Origin of the sequence: Nocardioides ginsengisoli (assembly GCF_039537225.1) — a bacterium.
In the GTDB taxonomy this organism is placed as follows: Bacteria; Actinomycetota; Actinomycetes; order Propionibacteriales; family Nocardioidaceae; genus Nocardioides; species Nocardioides ginsengisoli.
This window is the reverse complement of sequence record NZ_BAABAC010000037.1, coordinates 53581-74344: the sequence shown is the minus strand read 5'-3', so window position 1 is coordinate 74344 and position 20764 is coordinate 53581. Positions and strand designations below refer to the sequence as shown.

The following is a 20764-nucleotide window of genomic DNA, read 5'->3' as shown; positions in this document are numbered from 1 at the left end:
CCACCTCACCCGACCCCGAAGGGAGACCGCGTGTATCTGAAGAGCCTGACCCTCAAGGGGTTCAAGTCCTTCGCGTCCGCGACCACCCTGCAGCTCGAGCCCGGCATCACCTGCATCGTCGGTCCCAACGGCTCCGGCAAGTCCAATGTCGTCGACGCCCTCGCCTGGGTGATGGGCGAGGCCAGTGCCAAGAGCCTGCGCGGCGGCAAGATGGACGACGTCATCTTCGCCGGCACGTCCGGCCGCCCGCCGCTCGGGCGCGCCGAGGTGGTGCTGACCATCGACAACTCCGACGGCGCGCTGCCGATCGAATACTCCGAGGTCACGATCAGCCGGACGATGTTCCGCACCGGCGGCTCGGAGTACGCCATCAACGGCACCACCTGTCGGCTGCTCGACGTCCAGGAGCTGCTCAGCGACTCCGGCATCGGCCGCGAGATGCACGTCATCGTCGGCCAGGGCCAGCTCGACCAGATCCTGCACGCGACGCCGGAAGACCGGCGCGGCTTCGTCGAGGAGGCCGCCGGCGTCCTCAAGCACCGCAAGCGCAAGGAGAAGGCGCTGCGCAAGCTCGACTCCACCGAGGGCAACCTCAACCGGCTCAACGACCTGCTCAGCGAGATCCGGCGCCAGCTCAAGCCGCTGGGCCGGCAGGCCGAGGTGGCGCGGCGCGCGGCGACGGTCCAGGCCGACGTCCGCGACGCCCGGGCGCGGCTGCTCGCCGACGACCTGGTGACCGCGCGGACCTCGCTCGAGCAGGAGCTCGCCGACGAGAGCGTGCTGCTCGCCCGCCGCGAGGAGGTCGAGCGGGCCGTCGTGACCGCGCGCGAGCAGGAGGCCACGCTCGAGGCGGCGCTGCGCGAAGACCTGCCCGCGCTGTCGGCCGCCCAGGAGACCCTGTCGTCGCTCAACGCGCTGCGCGAGCGCTACCGCGGCCTGCAGAGCCTCGCCGCCGAGCGGGTCCGCAATGCCGCGGGCGTCGCCGAGGCCGAGGTCGGCCAGGGCCGCGACCCCGACGAGCTGGAGGCCGAGGCCGAGCGGCTGGCCGCCCAGGAGGCCGAGATCGCCGCGCTCGTCGCGCAGCAGCAGACGGCGCTCGAGGACGCCGTCCAGGCCCGTCGGGACGCCGAGGACGCCGCGGCGGCCGAGGAGCGCCGGGTCGCCGGGCTGCTCCGCGCCGCAGCCGACCGCCGCGAGGGCCTGGCCCGGCTGCACGGCCAGGTCAACACGCTGCGCTCGCGCGCGACGTCCGCCGAGGAGGAGATCGGCCGGCTGGAGGCCGCGCGTGCCGACGCGCTCACCCGGGCCGAGCGCTCCCAGCGTGACTTCACCGCCCTCGAGACCCGGGTCGCCGGCCTCGACGCCGGCGAGGAGGGGCTCGACGCCGAGCACGAGGGCGCCGTCGCGGCGCTCGACGACCTCGACGAGCGGCTCGCCAAGGTCCGCGCGGAGGCCGCGCAGGCCGACCGCGACAAGGCCGGCCTGAGCGCCCGCAAGGAGGCGCTCGAGCTCGGCCTGGCCCGCAAGGACGGCGCCGGCGCGCTGCTCGCCGCCAGCGACGAGATCTCCGGCCTGCTCGGCTCGGTCGCCGCGCTGGTCGCGGTCCGCGCCGGCTACGAGGGCGCGGTCGCCGCCGCGCTCGGCGCCGCGGCCGACGCGGTCGCCGTCACCGACGCCGACACCGCCGTGGCCGCCATCGACCACCTCAAGAACGACGACCTCGGCCGCGCCGGGCTGCTGCTCGGCGGGGGAGAGGCCGAGACCACGTCGGCGTGGCCGGCGCTGCCGCCCGGCTCGACCTACGCCGCCGACGCGGTCGACTGCCCGGCCTCGATCCGTCCCGCGCTCAACCGGCTGCTGCGCAAGGTGGCCGTCGTCGCCGACCTCGCGGCCGCCCGCGCCCTCGTCGCCGACCTGCCCGACGTGGTCGCGGTGACCCGCGACGGCGACCTGTTCGGCTCCCACTTCGCCTCCGGCGGCTCGCACGCCACGCAGAGCCTCATCGAGATCCAGGCCGCGGTCGACGAGGCCACGGCGTCCCTGGCCGAGGCGGTCGCCGCGGCCGAGCGGCTCGGCTTCGACCTGGCCCGGCTCGAGAACGAGCGCGCCGCGGCCCAGCAGCGCGTCGACGTCGCGCTGGCCAAGCTGCACGAGTCCGACGCCACCCTCGCCGCGGTCGCCGAGGAGCTCGGCCAGCACGGCTCGCTGGCCCGCGCCGCCCGCGCCGAGGCCGAGCGGATGACCGAGGCGATCGCGCAGGCCGAGACCTCCCGCGAGCAGGCCCTGGTCGGGCTCGCCGAGCTCGAGCAGCGGCTCGCCAGCGCCGAGCAGGACACCGAGGAGGAGCCCGACACCACCGAGCAGGAGCGGCTGGTCGAGACCACCCGCGCCGCCCGGCAGTCGGAGATGGAGGCCCGGCTCGCGCTGCGGACGTCGGAGGAGCGCGCCCGCGCCCTGCACGGCCGGGTCGACGGCATGCGCAAGGCCGCCGAGACCGAGCGCGCCGCCCGGGCCCGTGCCGCCGAGCGCCGTACCCGCCTGCTCGCCGAGGGCCGCGCCGGCCAGGCGGTCGCGACCGCCGTCGGCTACGTGCTCACCCGCCTCGAGCGGTCGGTCGACGAGGCCGGCCGCCGGCGCCAGGCCATCGAGGACTCCCGCCGCGGCCGCGAGCAGGAGCTGATGGGGGTGCGTCAGTCGCTGCGCGACCTCGACCGCGAGCTGCAGGAGCTGGTCAGCTCGGTCCATCGCGACGAGATGGCGCGCGCCCAGCAGCGGATGCGGATCGAGCAGATCGAGATCAAGGCCCTCGAGGAGCTCGGCCTCGAGCCGGCCGGCCTGATCGCCGACTACGGCCCCGACCAGCCGGTGCCCGTGCTCGAGCCGTCGGAGGCCGTCGCCGCGAGCGAGGGCGCCGACGACGAGGGCGACGACGTCCCGCGCACCGTGCCCTACGTCCGCGAGGAGCAGGTCAAGCGGCTCAAGCAGGCCGAGAAGGCGCTGACCATGCTGGGCAAGGTCAACCCGCTCGCGCTGGAGGAGTTCACCGCGATGGAGGAGCGCCACCAGTTCCTCTCCGAGCAGCTCGAAGACCTGCGAGCCACCCGCAAGGACCTCCTCGACATCGTCAAGGACGTCGACGCCCGCGTCGAGCAGGTCTTCACCGAGGCCTACGCCGACGTCACCAAGGCGTTCGACCAGACCTTCGCCCGGCTCTTCCCCGGCGGCGAGGGCCGGCTGGTCCTGACCGACCCGGCCAACATGCTCACCACCGGCATCGAGGTCGAGGCCCGCCCGCCGGGCAAGAAGGTCAAGCGCCTCTCGCTGCTCTCCGGCGGCGAGCGCTCGTTGGTCGCCGTCGCCTTCCTGGTCGCGCTCTTCAAGGCGCGCCCGTCGCCCTTCTACATCCTCGACGAGGTCGAGGCGGCGCTCGACGACACCAACCTCGGCCGTCTGCTCGAGATCTACGAAGAGCTGCGTGCCCACTCCCAGCTGCTCGTCATCACCCACCAGAAGCGGACCATGGAGGTCGGCGACGCGCTCTACGGCGTGACGATGCGCGGCGACGGCGTCTCGGCGGTCATCAGCCAGCGGCTGCGGGACGAGTCCGCGTGAGCGCACCCGACCGCACCCGGCCCGACCGGTCGTCCTACCGCGCCTGGCGCACGGCGACCACCCGCTGGTCCGACGACGACGTCTACGGCCACCTCAACAACGCGCGCTACTTCGATCTCATCGACACCGCCGTCAACGCCCACCTCCACGAGGCCACCGGCGTCGACATCCGGACGCTGCCCGCCATCGGCGTCGTGGCCGAGGTGTCGTGCCGCTACTTCGCCGAGATGGGCTACCCGCGCCCGATCGAGATGGGGCTGGCCGTCGAGCGGCTCGGCACGTCGTCGGTCATCTACCGGGTCGGGCTCTTCCAGGGCGACCCCGAGGGCGAGGGCGCGCTGGCATCGGCCGAGGGCCGGTTCGTGCACGTCTACGTCGACAACGACGACCCGGCGCGGCCTCCGACGCCGATCCCCGACCTGATCCGTACGGCGGTCGCGCCGCTCGTGGTGTCCTGAGTCGTGGTGTCCTGAGTCAGGCCGGGCCGTCCGGCACGCGGTAGATCTTGAAGATCGAGTCGCGGCTGCGCCAGACCAGGTCCCACTGCGCGGTGATGTGCGGCCGCTTCTGGCGGATCTGCGCCTCCCAGTCGGCGCAGAACAGGCACACGGACTGGTTCTCGCTGAAGAAGACGACATAGCTGCCGGGCTTCGGGGCGAAGGGCAGCTCCATCCGGCGGAACGTCACGTTCGCGACGGGGGAGCCCCAGAAGGTGCGGGCGTACGTCGGCAGCTGGCGCTGCGTCGCGAGGTCGGCGTACATCACCTTGACCTCGGAGCGGTGCGCGCCGAGCCAGTCGCGGAAGTCGTTCATGATGCCGCCGTTGGTGACCACGAACTGCGGGTCCTTGCGCACCATCTGCGCGGTCGGCAGCACCGGCGCGAGGACCAGGCCGGCCGCGACGACGACCAGGACGACGCGGCGCCGGGTGCCGGTCAGCCAGGGCGTGTCGCCGAGCTGGGAGGCGATCGCGCGGGCGGCCAGGACCAGGGCTCCGGTCGCGGCGAGGATCATCGGCACCAGGAACGGCAGCCAGTAGCGGACCAGGTCGAGCCGCAGCGACGGCGAGGCCGGGTTGAGCGTGCCGCCGGCGAGGATCAGCAGCACCAGGGTGCTGAGGAACCAGAACGTGAAGAACCCGATCCGGCGACCGACGAGCAGGGCGCCGGCGACGGCGAGGGCGCCGCAGATGACCATCCACGGGCCGTCGGGCAGCGTCAGCATGACGCGGGGGATGACGGCGAAGTAGGAGAGCCGGCCCTGGTTGAGATAGGGCAGGTCGAGCGGGTTCGTCGTCGCCGACATGTCCGAGCCGGTGAGCGCGTTGAGCCGCGCCATCGGGTCGTCGAAGACGAGCGCGCTGATCAGCATCTCGAGCAGGAACATGGCGAGCGCGGCGCCACCGGCGCAGAGCGCGACCAGGCGGCGCGGCGGACCGCCCTTCCAGAGCAGCGCGACGGCGACCGCGGGCCACGCGAAGACCGACGTCTCGCGCATCCACCAGGTCAGGCCGACCGCGAGACCGGTCAGGACGAGCAGGACGACGCCGACCAGCCGGGCGTCCGGACGACGCCGCCAGTGGTCACGGGTCGCCACCGCCACCGCGACGGCCAGCGTGGTGGTGCTCGCGGAGAAGATGTCCGGGTAGAGCCGGGTGGCGTTGAGCAGGATCGGGCTGCAGCCGAGCAGCAGGACGACGGCGACCAGTCCGGCCGCGCGCCCGAAGGTCCGGGAGGCGAGCCAGTGCGCGCTGGCGAGCAGGACGGCGCTCGCGACCACCGGCATCAGGTAGAAGGTCGCCTCGGAGTCGTGGAACAGCCGGGTGATCGGCACCAGGGGCAGCACGATGCCGTAGCGCGTCGTACCGACCATGTTCCAGGTCGGGTGCGGGAACTCCATGCCCGTGTGCACATAGCTGAACGGGTCGGAGACGATCGGCAGCGTCCGCAGCCAGAAGACCACGATGCCGCCGACGAGACCGGCGACGAGCGACTGCGGCCAGCCGACGCGGGTCAGCCAGCCCAGGCGGGCGGCCCAGCGAGCGGTGTCGAAGGACGGGGCCTCGGCTGATGTGGTGGCCTCCATGGTCTCCGCTGACACCGCTGGGACGATACCCGACGGGTCGGTCCCGGCCGTGGTCCGCGCCGGTGTGTGCTCGGACATGTCGCCAGGTACGTCGGGGCAGGCGGGCTATCTTTGCGGTCGTGACGCAGCCCGCGCTCCCGCCGCCGCAGCCGCGCCGGTCTCGTTGGCCGGATCTGGTCGACGGCGTCATCGACGGGGGCGTCGTCGCGTTCGCCGTGTGGACCCTCGTCTACGAGGTCGTCCTCGCGCGCGGCGGCTCGCTGTGGTGGGCCGGCTGGCCGTGGCTCGTGCTGGCGGCGGCGCTCGCCGCGGGCGGCGCGGTGACCGCCCACCGCCTGCGCACGCCCGACGACGACGAGGAGCCGCCCGAGCCCGGGAGGCACCGCCTGCCGCTGACGATCGGGCTGGTGGTGGCGCTGGCGGTCGTCATCCTGCTGCGCGCCGCGGTCGGCTACACCGTGCTCGCGCTGGTCTCGGCCGTCGTGATCGTCGTGCACCTGGCACCGTGGCTGCGCCGTCGCGCCCATGCCGCCGGGCGCCCGCTCGACGTACCGGGCTGGCAGCACGGCATCGCGGCCCTGGTCAGCCTCGGCCTCGGCGCGCTCGCCTCGTTCATCAACCACCCCAACGCCGACGACGTCTTCTACGTCAACCGAGCGACGTGGATCGCCCAGCACGGCACGGTCCTGCAGCGCGACACCATGTTCGGCCCCGGCCGGCTCGCGTCGGCCGACCGCGGCGGCCTCGAGACGCCGTCCATCGAGGCGCTCCAGGGCGTGCTGGCCCACACCTTCGGCGTGACCGCCCCGACCGTCGCCTATCTGGTCTGCGTGCCCGTCCTGTCGGCGCTCGTCGGCTGGATCGGCTGGCGGCTGCTGCGGGAGTGGGCGCCGCGCCGTGCCCTGCTCGCGTTCGTGACCGGTGTGGTGTTCCTCCTCGCCAGCGCCCAGTCGATGGTCGGCAGGTTCTCGATCGACCGGATCTGGCAGGGCAAGGTGATCGCCGTCGCCGTGCTGCTCCCGCTGATCTGGCTCTGTCTCAGCAAGCTCGCGAACCGGCCGCGGCTGCGCGAGCTGGCCCTCCTGCTGGCGGCCGGCATCGCGCTCGTCGGGCTGACGACGACCTCGGCGCTGGTCGGTCCGGTCGTGGTCGGTGCGGCGCTCGTGGCGGCCGCCGTGCTCCGCTCGAAGGGGCTGCTGCTCGGTGCCGTCTGCCTCGCCGTCGGACCGGCCGGCAATGCGCTGGCCCAGAAGATGACGTCGGCCGCCATCGGCGATCCGTCGGTCGTGCCGGCGACGCCGGCGGAGACCTTCGTGATCGCGTTCGGCGTCGTCGGCGTCATGGCCCTCATCGGGTACGGCGCCGCCGTGCTCGGCGTGACGCTCGTCCGCGGCCCCGCAGCCGTCGTCATCGGCTGCGGCGCGCTGGCGACGGCCGCGACCCTGCTGCCCGGGATCCTCGACGCGGCGGACGCCGTGACCGGAGCCGGTCCGGTGGTGTGGCGACTCGCGATCACGCTGCCGGTCTGGGTGCTGGTGGGCCTGCTGGTGACGGTGCCGCTGCCCGGTCGGGTCGTCGGGCTCGTCGTACCGGTGGCGACGGCGGTGGCGCTCGTCGTCGCGGTGACACTGGGCGGTCGCTGGCTCTGGTCGTCCGCGGCCGGCGTCGACCTGACCGCACGACCGGTGTGGAAGGTCGACCAGCAGGCCCTGACCGACGTGCGGGCGGCCGAGCGGCTGTCGGTCCCGCCGGGGCTCTGGCTGCTCCCGCCCCAGCAGATGGAGATCCTGGCGATCTCGAAGGTGGGCCCGTTCGCCGTCGTGCCGAGGGACTTCTATCTGCCCAATGTCACCGACCCGGCCGTGCATGTCGACGAGCGACACATCCTCTACCGGCTGGTCCACGGCGAGGTCGTGTCCGTGCCCCGGGTCCGCGACGCGCTCGGCCTGCTCGACGTCTCACTCGCGTGCGTCCCGGCGGACGACGCCGAGGCGGTGCGGGTGCTCATCGCCGCCGTGGGCGACAGCAGCCTCCGGCAGGTCGGCAGCATGCGCTGCCACGTCAGTCGAGCGGGACGTCGCCCAGGTAGAGCGACTTGACCCGTCGTACGACGCGCGCCGAGGCGCGGTCGTCGAGGTGGTCGAAGAACAGCCGGCGGCGCCACTCGTACTCCTCCTGCTGCTCCGCCGTCGGCTCGTCGAAGACCCGGTCGAGGGCGTCCACGAGGTCGTCGAAGGTGCGGCAGACCGGGCCGGGCAGGACCTCGTCGAGGTCGTAGAAGAGTCCGCGCTCGCTGTGGGCGTAGCGGTCGAGGTCGTAGGCGAAGCTGATGACCGGACGCCCGGTCAGCTGGAAGTCGACCAGGCAGCTGGAGTAGTCGCTGATCAGCGCGTCGGCCACGCGGTAGAGCACCTCGAGGTCGGGGTAGCGGCGTGAGGAGACGTTGATCGGGTGCAGCGGCTCGAGCAGGCGCGAGTAGGTGCGGGCGTTGTCGGCCATGTGCTCGCGGACGCCGATGACCGCGTTGTTGGCCTCGGCCCACCGGCCCAGCCGGGCGATCTCGGCGTCGGAGAAGTGGTAGTAGGAGTCGGCCTGGCCGTCCTTGAAGGTCGGCAGGAAGAGCACGAGCCGGCGGCCGGCGACCTCCTCGCGCAGCCGGTCGGCCGCGGCGCGGAGGTCGGCAGGCAGCCGCTCGTCGGGGCGGACGACGAAGTCGTTGCGCGGCAGGCCGGTGGGCCACAGGTCGGTGTAGCCGACCGGGAAGAAGGCCGACGTCATGGCCAGGCTGTCGACGGCGCTGGACGTGATGACCGCGCGCGAGCCGGCGTTGTTGAACATGTTGCTCTCGGCGACCTCGGGGCTGAGGCCGAGGCTCGCCGTGCCGAACCGCTTGAGCGGGATGCCGTGCCAGAGGTTGATGACGTTGTGCGCGGTGGTCGAGATCGGCCAGTGGGCGTTGACGAAGGGGCCGTGCTTGACGAAGATCTGCCGGGCCCGCGCGAGGTAGTGCTGGCCCTCCTTGCTGCGCAGCGGCACCTCGACCACGTTCTCGCCGGTCACACCGATCCGGCGCGAGCGGGTGAGGATGATCTTCTTGATCGCCGGGTCGTCGCGGACCTCCTCGAAGACCGCGCGCTCGTTGCCGGCGAAGGTGTGGTCGAAGGCGCACACCGGGAACGCCCACCAGTGGTCGAACTTCGGCGCGGTGCGGTCGAGCGCGCGGAAGGCGCGCTTGCCGACGGGGCGGCTGTCCTCGACGGTGCCGTCGGGGAGGGTGCGGATGCTGTGGGCCCGGTAGAGGCGGTCGGCAGGCGTGACGCGGAGCAGGTTGCGCTCCATCATCTCGACCGGTGCGTCGGGGAAGACCGCGCGCACCCGGTCCTTCCACAGGTACAGGTCGGGCGTCTTGACGTTCTCGCCGAGGTAGAGCCGCTTGACGAGCGGGAACGACTCCTTCTCCAGCAGCGTGAAGTAGTCGGGCGTGTAGAGCGGGTGGAACGGATAGAGGCTGTCGACGTAGGCCGCGAAGTCGTAGCCCGCGTTGTTGAGGTGGTCGCTGAGCCCGATCTCGTACTTGAGGATGACCAGGCCCTTGTGCTCCTGGCGGCTGACCTGCTCGATGCGCCGGCGGAAACCGGGGTCGGCGACGACCCGACGGCGGAAGGCGACGAAGTAGGAGCTCAGGTGCATCCGGAGGTAGGGGTCCCAGTCCTCCTCGGCGGGGTGCATCGCCTTCGCGTCGGCGAGCGGGATCGGCTCGTCGTCGCCGTTGTCGCGCGAGAAGTCGGCGCGCGTGGCCTGCAGGCCCCACCAGTCGGTGGCCTGGGCGTCCATCCGGGCGAAGACGTCGTCGAGCGGGTGCAGCAGGTAGCAGCTGTCGTTGGCGAAGACGACCTCGTCGTAGGCGTCGAGCGCGTCCCAGCCGACCAGCTCGGTGGCGAGCCGGGCGTAGGAGCCGAAGTCGTAGCGGCCGTGCGGCGCCGCCCACGCGCCGCGGACGATGCCGTCGAGCTTGGCGAGCTCGCCGTCGGCCATCAGGCAGTCGGCGAGGTAGTAGACGTCGGCGTGCCGGGCCAGCTCGGTGAGGTAGGCGATGACGTAGTCGTCGACGACCCCGTCGACGTCGTAGGCCGCGAAGAGGCAGGCGCGGCGCGAGGACGGGTCGAGCCGCGGGGCGTCGGCGCGGACCGGCGCAGGCTCAGGCCGCGTGGCCAGGCCCGCGGCCCGGCCGTGCAGGACGTGGTGGACGAGCGGGTTGACCTCGACGCGGGTGGGGTCGAGGTGCTCGTTCCAGTACCACCAGACGTCGAAGTCGCGGCGCGGGCTGCGCAGCCAGCGCCAGCCCTTCTGGCAGAAGTGGCTCAGGGCGTCGAGGCCGGTGGCCTGCAGCTCGTCGCGGTTGGCCGCGGTGTAGCCGGCCGTGTCGAAGGCGTCGCCCGCCGCCGTCAGGACGGCGGCCTCGGCCGCCGCGACCGTGTCGTCGTCGGGGGCGAGGCCGATGGAGAGGCCGGTGGAGAGGCCGGTGGAGGTGTCGGCGGTCAGTCCGTCGGTCACGACCGTGCGGACCAGCGCCTCGGCCGCGACCGGGTCGTTCGCGCGAACGTCGTCCCAGCGGCGGACGAACGCGTGCCAGCGCTCGACGAACTCGGCGGGCGTCATCGCGGTGCTCCGTTCCGGTTCTTCAGCATCTCGACCACGCGGGCACTGCTGCCGTCGTCGAGGTGGTCGACGAGCAGCGACCTCACCCGCGCGCGATGCCGGGCCAGGGCGGGGGACTCGCCGTCGAGCAGCCCCTCCAGGCCGGCGACGAGCTCGTCGAAGTCGTGGGCCACCGGGCCGGGGAAGAAGTGGTCGAGGTCGAGGACGACGCGCTGCGCCGCCGCGACCGGGTCGTGCACGAAGGCCATCAGCGGCCGGCCCAGCACGGCGAAGTCGAGCGCGGCGCTCGCGTGGTCGGTGAGGACGGCGTCGGCCGCGCGCAGCACCGCATGAAGCGACGGGAAGCGCCGGTGGGAGAGGTCGAGCGCGTGCTCGCCGAGGAGGCGGGTGTAGGGCCGGTCCTCGTCGCCGATCCGCTCGCGGATGCCGAGCACGACCCCGGATCGGTCGGCCCAGGCGCGGATCCGGTCGATCTCGGCCGGGCTGAACGGGTACGCCGGCGCGGCGCCCGCGTCGCGGATCGTCGGCAGGAGCAGCAGCAGTCGGCGGCCGTCGAGCAGTCTGCGGACGGCGGTCTCCTGCTCGCGCAGGTCGGCGGGCAGCTCGTCGTGGGCGCGGTGCAGGAAGTCGTGGGCCGGCAGGCCGGTGCGCCAGACCTGGTCGTAGCCCGCCGGCCGGTACGTCGCCACGGCGGCCAGCTGGTCGAGGCGCGAGGCGGCGAGCAGGCCGGTCAGGTTCGGCTCCGGGGTCGGGTGGAGCAGCTCCTCGGCGACGATGTCGGGACTGTTGACCCGCGCCGGCGGGACCGGCGGCGGCAGCTGGGGCGCGCGGAGCGTCGCCACGTCGCGCTCGAGGATCAGCCCGTCGCGGACCACCACCACCTCGTGCTGGTCGAGGTCGAGCGCGCCGCGCACGCTGCGGCGCGGCTGCTTGGCGACGAACACCCGGCCGGCACCGAGCAGCGCCTCGCGGCCCGCGCGGCTGAGCAGGGGAGCGGTGGTCAGGTCGATGCCCGGCACCGCTACCCGCCGTGAGCGGGTGAGCACGGTCAGGTTGATCGCCTCGTTGCGCACCGCCTCCATCAGCGCCCGGCTGTTGTCGGGCAGCATGTGCAGGTCGGGATCGACGACGAACACCCAGCGGTCGTCGTGCTTGGGGACCTTGCGGTCGCGCCGGAGCAGACCCTTGCCTGTCGCGGCCCTGGGCACGATGACGGTGCCGTCGGGGTCCTGGGTGATCGCGAGGCTGTGCTGGACCCGGTCGTCGGGGGCGGTGCGGGCCAGGGTGCGCGCGAACAGGTCGACGGGCGCGTCGGGGGCGAGCGCACGGATCCGCTCCGCCCAGCCGGCCAGGCCCGGCATGTCGTAGTGGTTCTGGCCGATCAGGTAGCGCTTGAGGAGCGGGAAGCCCTCGGCGATCAGCGTGAAGTGGGTCTCGGAGAACATCGGGTGGAAGGGGTGCAGCGCCGGCACGAAGGTGTCGAACGCGAAGCCGCGGCCGATGAGCAGGTGGGTCAGCCCCACCTCGTACTTGAGGACGACGAGCAGCTTGCCGCGCTGCGGCGCGACCGAGTCGATCAGCCGCCGGAACAGCGGGTCATCGAGCACCGGTCGGCGGAAGGCGAGGAAGTAGGACCCGACGTGGAAGTCGTAGACCGGGTCGTCCTCGTAGCCGTCGAGCATCCGCTCCCGGACCTCGTCGAGCGGGATCACCCGGGAGAAGCGGTTGGACGGCTCGTGGGCCGTGCTCGCCAGGCCCTTGGTCGCCTGCAGTCCCCACCAGTCGCAGGGCCGGTCGGCCATCTCGGCGAAGACCTGGTCGAGCGGGCGCAGCAGGAAGCAGCTGTCGTTGACGAAGAGCACCTCGTCGTAGGCCTCGAGGGCCTCCCAGCCGACCAGCTCACGGGCGAGCATCGCGTAGGAGCCGAAGTCGTAGGAGCCGTGGCGGATCGCCCACGCGCCGGCGGTGATGCCGTCGAGCTTGGCCAGCTCGTCGGGCGGGAGGTAGCCGTCGGCCAGGTAGTAGACGTCGCAGAAGCGGGCCAGCTCGCGGATCAGCAGCAGGACGGACTCGTCGATGACCTGGTCGGCGTCGTAGCCGGCGAACAGGCAGGCCCGGCGTACCTGGCCGCCCTCGCCGCCGGCACCGGTCTCGAGCCGGTGGCCGGGGCGCGCCTTCGTCGACTCCGGCCGGGTGGACAGGCCGCGCTCACGCCCGGACAGCGCGTAGTGGACGAGCGGGTTGACCGCGTCGCTGGACGGGTCGAGATGGTTGAACCAGTACCACCAGACGTCGAAGTCGGCGCGCGGCTTGCGCAGCGCCTTCCAGCCGACCCGGCAGAAGTGCTCGACCGGGTCCTCGCCGGACGCGAGGTCGTCGGCGTTGTGGTGGGCGTAGTAGGCCGGGTCGACCAGGTCGCGGACGATCGTCGCCTCGATCCGGGTGCGGTGCTCCGGGGCGACCGCCGCGAGCCGGTCCAGCCGGGGCCCGAGTCCGGCGTCGGACGGCTGCTCGGCGGTCATCTGCCGCCGGCCCGCAGATGATGCAGCAGGGGATTGGCGTCGGCGGGCAGGTCGCCGTGGCGCGCGCGGTAGGACACCGCGTCGAACGCGGGCCCGGGGTTCTTGCCCTCCTGGGCGCCGCGGCGCAGGTAGTGCAGCGCGGGGGCCATGCCGGTGCCGGCGACGCCGGGGTACTCGCGGAGGTACCAGGGGCCGTCCATCAGCGGCGAGGACTCGAGCAGGTCGAGGTCGGCCATCTCGCTCTGGTCGGGCAGGTAAGGGGCGAACCGTCGTACGACGCGGCGCACGCGCATGCCGCGGCGCGCGGCTTGGCGCAGGTGCTCGTCGAGGCGGGTGCTGAGGGTCACCAGGCGGTCGGCGGTGCGCCGGGCGCGGGCGAGCTCCTCGCGGTCGATCTCCTGCTCCTCGCGGAGCTGGGCGAGCTCGATCCGGGACAGGCGGAGCTCGTCGCGGAGGCGGGAGACCTCGACGTCCGCGTCGGTGTGCTGCTCCGAGTCCAAACCTGTGCTCTCTCGACATCGGCGGCCACCTGGTCGGGCCGCTCGCGGTCGCCCGGAACGCTAACACGCATCGGGGCGCCGACCGGGCATCAGCGGCGAGGGCCGGTGCGCGGGTTTCGGTATCACCGCGGTGGTCGGCGATGATGGAGGTCCTGGTGTGTCCTACTCGGAGGAGTCCAAGGTGCTGTTCGTCGTGCTCGCCATCTTGCTGAGCCTGGCCGTCTCGCTGGTCGTCGCGCTGTATGTCGCCTACCCCGGCCGCGGCGAGAAGATGCCGATCGCGCCCTGGATCGGCGACGCGATGGGGAAGGCCGTCGACGCCGCCCCGACCCTCGAGGACGACGAGCGCGACCTGCTCCGCCTGGGCTGAGCCCGGGCACGCGATTCCGGCCACGGGAGCGCGGCGTGGTGGGATAGCGCCATGGGTGAATGGCTCTACCTCATCATCGGCATCGCCGTCGTCGGCGTCCTCGCGATCGCCGGCTTCATCGGCACGCGGGTACGACGTACCGGGCGCGAGCTGCCCGAGGGGACGTCGACCGACGTCATCACCACCCCGGTCGAGACCGCGGCGCCTCCGGTCGAGGCGCCCGAGGCCGAGGTCGAGGAGGCGCCGGCCGAGCCCGCCGCGCCCGTCCTCGAGAAGCCCGAGAAGCCGGCGTCCCGCCTGGTCCGGCTGCGCCAGCGGCTGGCCGGCTCCAACGCGCTGGGCCGCGGCCTGCTCGGCCTGCTCAGCCGCGACAAGCTCGACGAGGACACCTGGGAGGCGATCGAGGACCTGCTCCTCACCGCCGACATCGGCGTCGCGCCGACCCAGGAGCTGGTCGAGCGGCTGCGCACCCGGCTGCGCGTCGAGGGCGGTCAGATCCCCGACGCCCGCGCCGTGCTGCGCGAGGAGCTGATCAACCTGGTCGACCCGACCATGGACCGCGCGCTGCGGGTCAGCGGCGAGGGCGACACGCCCGGCGTCGTCCTCGTGGTCGGGGTCAACGGCACCGGCAAGACCACCACCGTCGGCAAGCTCGCCCGGATCCTCGTCGCCGACGACCGTACGGCGCTCCTCGCCGCGGCGGACACCTTCCGCGCCGCCGCCACCGAGCAGCTCGCCACCTGGGGTGAGCGGGTCGGCGTCGAGGTCGTGCGCGGCCCCGAGGGCGGCGACCCCGCGAGCGTCGCCTTCGACGCGGTCAAGCAGGGCGTCGACCGCCAGGTCGACACCGTCGTCGTCGACACCGCCGGCCGGCTGCAGAACAAGCAGGGCCTGATGGACGAGCTCGGCAAGGTCAAGCGGGTCATCGAGAAGCAGGCGCCGGTCTCCGAGGTGCTGCTGGTCCTCGACGCCACCACCGGCCAGAACGGCCTGATCCAGGCCAAGGTCTTCTCCGAGGTCGTCGACGTCACCGGCATCGTGCTCACCAAGCTCGACGGCTCCGCCAAGGGCGGCATCGTCGTCGCCGTGCAGCGCCAGCTCGGCGTCCCGGTCAAGCTGGTCGGCCTCGGCGAGGGCCCCGACGACCTGGCGCCCTTCGACGCGGCCGCCTTCGTCGACGCGTTGCTGGGCTGACGCGGTCGAGCCCGTTCATGGGCTCGTAACGACCTCCCCGAAGTCGTTACCCGCGCGAAACATCGCGCCGCGCGACCCGAAACCTGCCCCCCGGAAGGTCGGGGCATGGAAAACGGCTACTACACCTGGATGCTGGTGTCGGCCTCGCTCGTCCTGTTGATGACCGCCCCTGGCCTGGCGCTCTTCTACGGCGGCATGAGCCGGACCAAGTCGGTCCTCAACATGATGATGATGTCGTTCAGCGCCCTCGGCGTCGTCGGCATCGTCTACGCCCTCTGGGGCTGGTCCATGTCGTACAGCACGACGTACGCCACGACGAGCGGCGCGACGGGCAAGGAGATCGCCAAGCTCTTCTCCAACCCGTTCACGCAGTTCGGGCTGGAGAAGACCGACCCCGCCAACTACGTCTTCGTCGCCTTCCAGCTGACCTTCGCGGTGATCACCGCCGCGCTGATCAGCGGTGCGGTGGCCGACCGGATGAAGTTCTCGGCCTGGCTGCTGTTCCTGCCGATCTGGGTCACGCTGTCGTACTTCCCCCTTGCCCACATGGTCTGGGGCGGCGGCTTCCTCAGCGGCGTCAAGAACGGTCTCGCCGACCTGCTCTTCTCCGGTCAGGACGGCGCCGCGGTCGCGCCGATCGACTACGCCGGCGGCACGGTCGTCCACATCAACGCCGGTGTCGCGGGCCTGGTGCTCGCGCTGCTGCTCGGCAAGCGGATCGGCTTCGGCAAGGAGCCGATGAAGCCGCACAACCTGACGCTCACCATGATCGGCGCCGGTCTGCTGTGGTTCGGCTGGTTCGGCTTCAACGTCGGCTCGATCGTCAACCTCAAGGCCTACACCACCGAGACCGGCCTGGTCTGGCTCAACACCACGCTCGCCACCTGCGCCGCGATGCTCGGCTGGCTGCTCGTGGAGAAGCTGCGTGACGGCCACGCCACCTCCCTCGGTGCCGCGTCCGGCGTCGTCGCCGGCCTGGTCGCGATCACCCCGGCCTGCGGCAACCTGGTGCCCTGGAGCGCGATGGTCCTCGGCCTGGTCGCCGGCGGTCTGTGCGCCCTGGCGGTCGGCCTCAAGTACAAGCTCGGCTACGACGACTCGCTCGACGTCGTCGGCGTCCACCTGGTCGGCGGCCTGGTCGGCACGATCGGCATCGGCTTCCTCGCCTCCAACGGCGGCGGCCTGCTGACCGGCGGCGGCCCGCGCCAGCTCGTCATCCAGACCGCGGTCGCGCTCTTCGCGATGCTCTGGTCCGGCGCGGTGACGCTCGTGGTCGGCCTGCTCGTCAAGGCCGTGATCGGGCTGCGGCTCGACGGCGAGGACGAGGTCGACGGCATCGACTTCGCCGAGCACGGCGAGGCGGCGTACGACCTCGGCACGGGTGGCGGCGCCCGCCGTACCTCCTCCATCCTGGGCACGTCGGTGCCCGTCTCCTCGTCCAGTGCAGCGGAGGTCCACGCATGAAGCTCGTCACCGCGGTCATCAAGCCGCACAAGTGGGAGGACGTCCGGGAGGCGCTGGAGGCCTTCGGCGTCACCGGGATGACCGTCAGCGAGGTCAGCGGCTACGGCCGGCAGAAGGGCCACACCGAGGTCTACCGCGGCGCGGAGTACGACATCGCGCTGGTGCCGAAGATCCGGATCGAGATCGTCGTCGACGACTCCGACACCGCCGACATCGTCGGGATCGTCACCAAGACCGCCCACACCGGGCGGATCGGTGACGGCAAGGTCTGGGTCAGCCCGGTCGAGACCGTGGTCCGGGTGCGGACCGGCGACACGGACGTCGCCGCGCTCTGAGCGCTGCAGGAATCCCCGGTACGCCGGGGATTCCTGCACCTGCTTTCACGGGGGCGTAACGCCCTCGGGGAGACCTGTTACACCTGCGAAACATAGGGACCGCACAGTGGGCGAATGCCCGATCTGCTCCTCACCGCCGCCGGTACGCCGGCCCCGGCCACGGCCGCCGGCGACACCGCCTGGCTCCTCGCCGCCGCGGCGCTCGTGCTGCTCATGGTCCCGGGACTGGCGTTCTTCTACGGCGGCATGGTGCGCTCGAAGAGCGTGCTCAACATGATGATGATGGTCTTCGGGGCGCTCGCCGTGGTGATGGTGGTGTGGGTGCTCGTGGGCTACTCGCTCGCCTTCGGCGACGACCTCGGGGGCGGGCTGCTCGGCGACCCGGGGCAGTACCTGGGCTTCCGCGGGATGCTCGACGCCGAGCCCGGCGCGTCGTACCCGATCACCATCTTCGCCGCCTTCCAGGGCCTGTTCGCGGTCATCACCGTCGGGCTCATCGCCGGCGCGATCGCCGACCGCACCCGGTTCGGCACCTGGCTGCTGTTCGCGGGCCTGTGGACGGTGCTCGTCTACGCGCCGGTGGCGCACTGGATCTTCGGCGGCGGCTGGATGTCGAGCCACCTGCACGCGCTCGACTTCGCCGGCGGCACGGCGGTCGAGATCAACTCCGGCGCGGCCGGCCTGGCCGCGGCGCTGGTGCTCGGCCGGCGGGTCGGCTTCGGCCGCGACCCGATGAAGCCGCACAACCTGACGCTCGTCATGGTCGGCGCGGGACTGCTGTGGTTCGGCTGGTTCGGGTTCAACGCGGGCTCCGCGCTGGCCGCCGACCGCACCGCCGCGATCGTCTTCGTCAACACGCTGCTCGCCGGCTGCACCGGGTTGCTGGCCTGGCTCGGCGTCGAGCGCTTCCGCGACGGGCACGCGACCTCCTTCGGCGCCGCGTCGGGCGTGGTCGCCGGGCTGGTCGCGATCACGCCGTCCTGCGGCGCGGTCACGCCGATCGGTGCGATGCTCGTCGGCGTCGCGGCCGGCGCGATCTGCGCGCTCGCGGTGGGCCTCAAGTACACCTTCAAGTACGACGACTCGCTCGACGTCGTCGGCGTCCACCTGGTCGGCGGCCTGGTCGGCACGGTCGTGATCGGCCTGCTCGCGTCGTCGAAGGTGACCGCCGTCGACGGGCTGTTCTACGGCGGGGGAGCGGGGCAGCTCGGCCGCCAGCTGGTGGCGGCGGGCGTGACCCTCGTGTTCTCGTTCGCGATGACCGCGCTGCTGGTGTGGGTCCTCGAGCGGACGGTCGGCTTCCGGATCGACCCCGAGCACGAGGTCGCGGGCGTCGACCTGGTGATCCACGCCGAGACGGCGTACGACCTCCACATCACCGGCGGTGCCCGCCCCCATTTCGGTCCCGGGACTGGCACGCTGCACTCATGAAGCTGATCAGCGCGGTGGTCAAGCCGCACAAGTGGGAGGACGTCCGCCAGGCGCTGGAGGCCGTCGGCGTCAACGGGATGACCGTCAGCGAGGTCAGCGGCTACGGCCGGCAGAAGGGCCACACGGAGGTCTACCGCGGCGCCGAGTACGACATCGCGATGGTGCCGAAGGTGCGCATCGAGATCGTCGCCGACGACGCCGACGTCGACCAGATCGTCGAGACGATCAGCAGCGCCGCGCAGACCGGACGCGTCGGCGACGGCAAGATCTGGGTGACGCCCGTCGAGACCGTGGTGCGGGTGCGCACCGGCGACACCGGACCGGCCGCGGTCTAGCGCCGGCGATGGGTCCTGGATGACGGCGGTCGAGCGTGCCGCCCGCACCGAGGCGGCCGACGCCCTGAGCGCGGGTGCGTACGACGCGGCGGCCGGACCCGACACCGGCGTGGCCCTCGTCGCCGTCGGCGGCTACGGCCGCGGCGAGCTGGCGCCGTACTCCGACCTCGACCTGGTCCTCGTCGCCGGCACGGGCGTCGACGAGGAGAAGTGGCACGAGCTGGCCGGCCAGGTCTGGTACCCGCTGTGGGACTCCGGGCACCGGCTCGACCACTCCGTCCGCACGCTGCCGGAGATGCTGGCCGCCGCGGAGGCCGACGTCCGGGTGGCGTCGGGACTGCTCGACGTCCGCCACGTCGCGGGCGACCACAGCCTCGCGCTGGAGCTGCGGACGACGGTCCTGGCGCACTGGCGTCGCCAGGCCCGCGAGCGGCTGCCCGAGCTGCACGAGCTGGTCCGCAGCCGGCACCGGCTGGTCGGCGAGCTCGCCCACCTGTCGCTGCCGGACCTCAAGGAGGCCGAGGGCGGTCTGCGCGACGCGACCGTGCTCAAGAGCCTGACCGCGAGCTGGCTGGTCGACGTCCCCGCGGCCGACCTGGAGCGCTGCCGCCAGCAGCTGCTCGACGCCCGCGACGTGCTGCACGCGGCGGCCGGGCGGGCGACCGACCGGATCGCCCCCGAGCACTGGGGGCCGATCGCCGAGGGGCTCGGCCTGCCCGACGAGGCGGCCGCGCAGCGCCATGTGCGCGAGCTCGGACGACGGGTCACCCACCTCTCCCGGCTCGCCTGGCGACGCGCCGACGACGCGCTGCGCCGCACACCGGCCGCCCGGCCGCGGCGGCCCGACCTCGAGCGGATCGCGCCCGGTGTCGCGCTCGCGCAGGGCGAGGTGGTGCTCGACCGCGCCGCACGCCCGGCGCACGACCCGGTGCTGCTCCTGCGGGCGGCGGCCGAGGCCGCTGTACGGGATGTGGTGCTGGCGCCACCGACGGCCGCGCGGCTGGTCCGTGAGTGCCCGCCGCTGCCCGAGCCGTGGCCCGACGAGGCGCGCCAGCAGCTCGTCCGCCTGCTCGCTGCCGGCCCCGGCCTGCTCGGCGTCTGGGAGACGCTCGAGGAGACCGGCGCGCTCGAGCGGATCCTCCCCGAGTGGGAGCGGGTCCGGCTGCTGCCGCACGCCTCGGCGATCCACCGGTTCACCGTCGACCGGCACGTCGTCGAGACCTGCGTGGAGGCGGCGGCGCTGATCCGCGACGTCTCGCGCCCTGACGTGCTCGTCGTCGCCGCGCTGCTGCACGACATCGGCAAGGGCGGGCTGACCGAGCACAGCCTGGCCGGCGAGCCGATCGCGCGGGCGATCGCGTCCCGGATGGGCTTCGGGCCGGCCGAGGTCGACCTGGTCGGCACGCTCGTACGACGTCACCTGCTGCTCGCCGAGATCGCCACCACCCGCGACCCCGACGATCCGGCGACCGTCGACGCGCTGCTCGAGCACATCGACAGCCCGGAGGCGCTCGCGCTCCTCACCGCGCTCACGGAGGCGGATGCGAAGGCCACCTCGCCCAAGGCGTGGTCGTCGTGGCGGGCCGGGCTGGTGCTCGACCTCGCCCGCCGCGCCCGGACCGCGCTGGAGCGGGGCACCACGCCGCCCGCCTTCACGGTCGAGGAGGTCGCGATCCCCGCGGGCGTGAGCAGCGACGAGGTGGCCATCGAGGTCGAGCCGGTCGCCGACGGCTCCCGGGTCACCGTCGTCGCCCTCGACCGGGTCGGCCTCCTCGCCGACGTCGCCGCGCTCTTCGCGCTGCGGCGGATCGGCGTGCGGGCCGCGCGGCTGTGGGCCCAGGGGGAGTACGCCGTCTCGGTCTGGGACGTCGCCGACGACCACCTCGACCCCGGCGCGCTGCGCGACCAGTTCGACGCGATCGTCGCCCGCCGCGTCGACCCCGCCGCGCGGCTCGCCCCGCGGCACGCGCCCGGCGACCTCGACCCGGCGGTCGTCGTCCGGCCCGAGGCGAGCGACCACGCCACCGTCATCGAGGTGCGCGCCGCCGACCGGCTCGGCGTCGTGTACGTCGTCAGCGCCGCGCTCGCCGCGCTCGACATGACGGTCCGCTCGGCGCACATCTCCACGCTCGGACCTCAGGCGGTCGACGTCTTCTACGTCCAGGAGGCCTCGGCCGGGGCGCTCTCGGACACCCGCGCGGCGGACGCCGCGCACGCCGTACGACGGGCGATCAGGGGGTCCGTCTGATCCGCGCGA

Annotated in this window: 14 protein-coding genes; 10 read left to right on the top strand and 4 right to left on the bottom strand. The window is 73.0% G+C overall.

The genetic code is table 11. The annotated features are described in order from the left end of the window. The first annotated feature begins 30 nt into the window (after positions 1 to 30). Complete coding sequence (gene smc / locus AB4880_RS18915) at positions 31 to 3612, top strand: chromosome segregation protein SMC (RefSeq protein WP_367920779.1); 3582 nt, start codon at positions 31 to 33, stop codon at positions 3610 to 3612. After that, complete coding sequence (locus AB4880_RS18910; RefSeq protein WP_367920778.1) at positions 3609 to 4070, top strand: acyl-CoA thioesterase; 462 nt, start codon at positions 3609 to 3611, stop codon at positions 4068 to 4070. The genes smc and AB4880_RS18910 overlap by 4 nt, the downstream gene beginning before the upstream one ends. A 16-nt stretch (positions 4071 to 4086) precedes the next feature. Here AB4880_RS18910 and AB4880_RS18905 read toward each other — a convergent pair whose 3' ends face one another. Then, a complete protein-coding gene (locus AB4880_RS18905) occupies positions 4087 to 5712 on the bottom strand; it encodes a glycosyltransferase family 39 protein (protein ID WP_367920777.1) in 1626 nt (541 codons plus the stop codon). Positions 5713 to 5816: 104 nt separating this feature from the next. Here AB4880_RS18905 and AB4880_RS18900 point away from each other — a divergent pair, with 104 nt between their 5' ends. After that, on the top strand, positions 5817 to 7796 hold the full coding sequence (locus tag AB4880_RS18900; protein WP_367920776.1) for a DUF6077 domain-containing protein: 1980 nt from the start codon (positions 5817 to 5819) through the stop codon (positions 7794 to 7796). Here AB4880_RS18900 and AB4880_RS18895 read toward each other — a convergent pair. Genes AB4880_RS18895 through AB4880_RS18885 form a run of 3 tightly spaced genes read right to left on the bottom strand, consistent with a single transcriptional unit; the run spans position 7759 to position 13378 of the window. Then, positions 7759 to 10356, bottom strand: a complete 2598-nt coding sequence (locus AB4880_RS18895; protein ID WP_367920775.1) for a CDP-glycerol glycerophosphotransferase family protein — start codon at positions 10354 to 10356, stop codon at positions 7759 to 7761. The genes AB4880_RS18900 and AB4880_RS18895 overlap by 38 nt on opposite strands. Continuing rightward, complete coding sequence (locus AB4880_RS18890; protein WP_367920774.1) at positions 10353 to 12878, bottom strand: CDP-glycerol glycerophosphotransferase family protein; 2526 nt, start codon at positions 12876 to 12878, stop codon at positions 10353 to 10355. Before AB4880_RS18890 ends, AB4880_RS18895 begins: the two co-directional genes overlap by 4 nt. Next, entirely contained in the window at positions 12875 to 13378 is a 504-nt protein-coding gene (locus tag AB4880_RS18885) for a hypothetical protein (RefSeq protein WP_367920773.1), read from the bottom strand. The genes AB4880_RS18890 and AB4880_RS18885 overlap by 4 nt, the downstream gene beginning before the upstream one ends. Before the next feature lie 157 nt (positions 13379 to 13535). On the opposite strand from AB4880_RS18885, the gene AB4880_RS18880 reads away from it, so the two are divergent. The 7 genes from AB4880_RS18880 to AB4880_RS18850 all read left to right on the top strand — a co-directional run bounded on the left by AB4880_RS18880 (position 13536) and on the right by AB4880_RS18850 (position 20755). Further along, a complete protein-coding gene (locus AB4880_RS18880) occupies positions 13536 to 13748 on the top strand; it encodes a hypothetical protein (RefSeq protein WP_367920772.1) in 213 nt (70 codons plus the stop codon). Between the two features lie 51 nt (positions 13749 to 13799). Then, positions 13800 to 14942: a signal recognition particle-docking protein FtsY gene (gene ftsY / locus AB4880_RS18875; protein WP_367920771.1), complete on the top strand. Its 1143-nt coding sequence runs from the start codon at positions 13800 to 13802 to the stop codon at positions 14940 to 14942. 105 nt (positions 14943 to 15047) lie between these two features. Next, the gene (locus AB4880_RS18870; protein WP_367920770.1) at positions 15048 to 16406 is read left to right on the top strand and encodes an ammonium transporter; all 1359 of its coding nucleotides are present in this window, start codon (positions 15048 to 15050) and stop codon (positions 16404 to 16406) included. Next, the gene (locus AB4880_RS18865; RefSeq protein ID WP_367920769.1) at positions 16403 to 16741 is read left to right on the top strand and encodes a P-II family nitrogen regulator; all 339 of its coding nucleotides are present in this window, start codon (positions 16403 to 16405) and stop codon (positions 16739 to 16741) included. The genes AB4880_RS18870 and AB4880_RS18865 overlap by 4 nt, the downstream gene beginning before the upstream one ends. A gap of 114 nt (positions 16742 to 16855) precedes the next feature. Further along, positions 16856 to 18172 (top strand): ammonium transporter, encoded by a 1317-nt coding sequence (locus AB4880_RS18860; protein ID WP_367920768.1) that lies wholly within the window; start codon positions 16856 to 16858, stop codon positions 18170 to 18172. Continuing rightward, a complete protein-coding gene (locus AB4880_RS18855; protein ID WP_367920767.1) occupies positions 18169 to 18507 on the top strand; it encodes a P-II family nitrogen regulator in 339 nt (112 codons plus the stop codon). Before AB4880_RS18860 ends, AB4880_RS18855 begins: the two co-directional genes overlap by 4 nt. Before the next feature lie 19 nt (positions 18508 to 18526). After that, the gene (locus AB4880_RS18850; RefSeq protein WP_367920766.1) at positions 18527 to 20755 is read left to right on the top strand and encodes a [protein-PII] uridylyltransferase; all 2229 of its coding nucleotides are present in this window, start codon (positions 18527 to 18529) and stop codon (positions 20753 to 20755) included. Positions 20756 to 20764: the final 9 nt, after the last annotated feature.

Excerpts from the sequence above, each read along its gene's own strand:
- AB4880_RS18895 (WP_367920775.1), bottom strand. The coding sequence starts at position 10,356 with ATGACGCCCGCCGAGTTCGTCGAGCGCTGGCACGCGTTCGTCCGCCGC.
- AB4880_RS18890 (WP_367920774.1), bottom strand. The coding sequence starts at position 12,878 with ATGACCGCCGAGCAGCCGTCCGACGCCGGACTCGGGCCCCGGCTGGAC.
- ftsY (WP_367920771.1), top strand. The coding sequence starts at position 13,800 with ATGGGTGAATGGCTCTACCTCATCATCGGCATCGCCGTCGTCGGCGTC.
- AB4880_RS18870 (WP_367920770.1), top strand. The coding sequence starts at position 15,048 with ATGGAAAACGGCTACTACACCTGGATGCTGGTGTCGGCCTCGCTCGTC.
- AB4880_RS18865 (WP_367920769.1), top strand. The coding sequence starts at position 16,403 with ATGAAGCTCGTCACCGCGGTCATCAAGCCGCACAAGTGGGAGGACGTC.
- AB4880_RS18860 (WP_367920768.1), top strand. The coding sequence starts at position 16,856 with ATGCCCGATCTGCTCCTCACCGCCGCCGGTACGCCGGCCCCGGCCACG.
- AB4880_RS18855 (WP_367920767.1), top strand. The coding sequence starts at position 18,169 with ATGAAGCTGATCAGCGCGGTGGTCAAGCCGCACAAGTGGGAGGACGTC.
- AB4880_RS18850 (WP_367920766.1), top strand. The coding sequence starts at position 18,527 with ATGACGGCGGTCGAGCGTGCCGCCCGCACCGAGGCGGCCGACGCCCTG.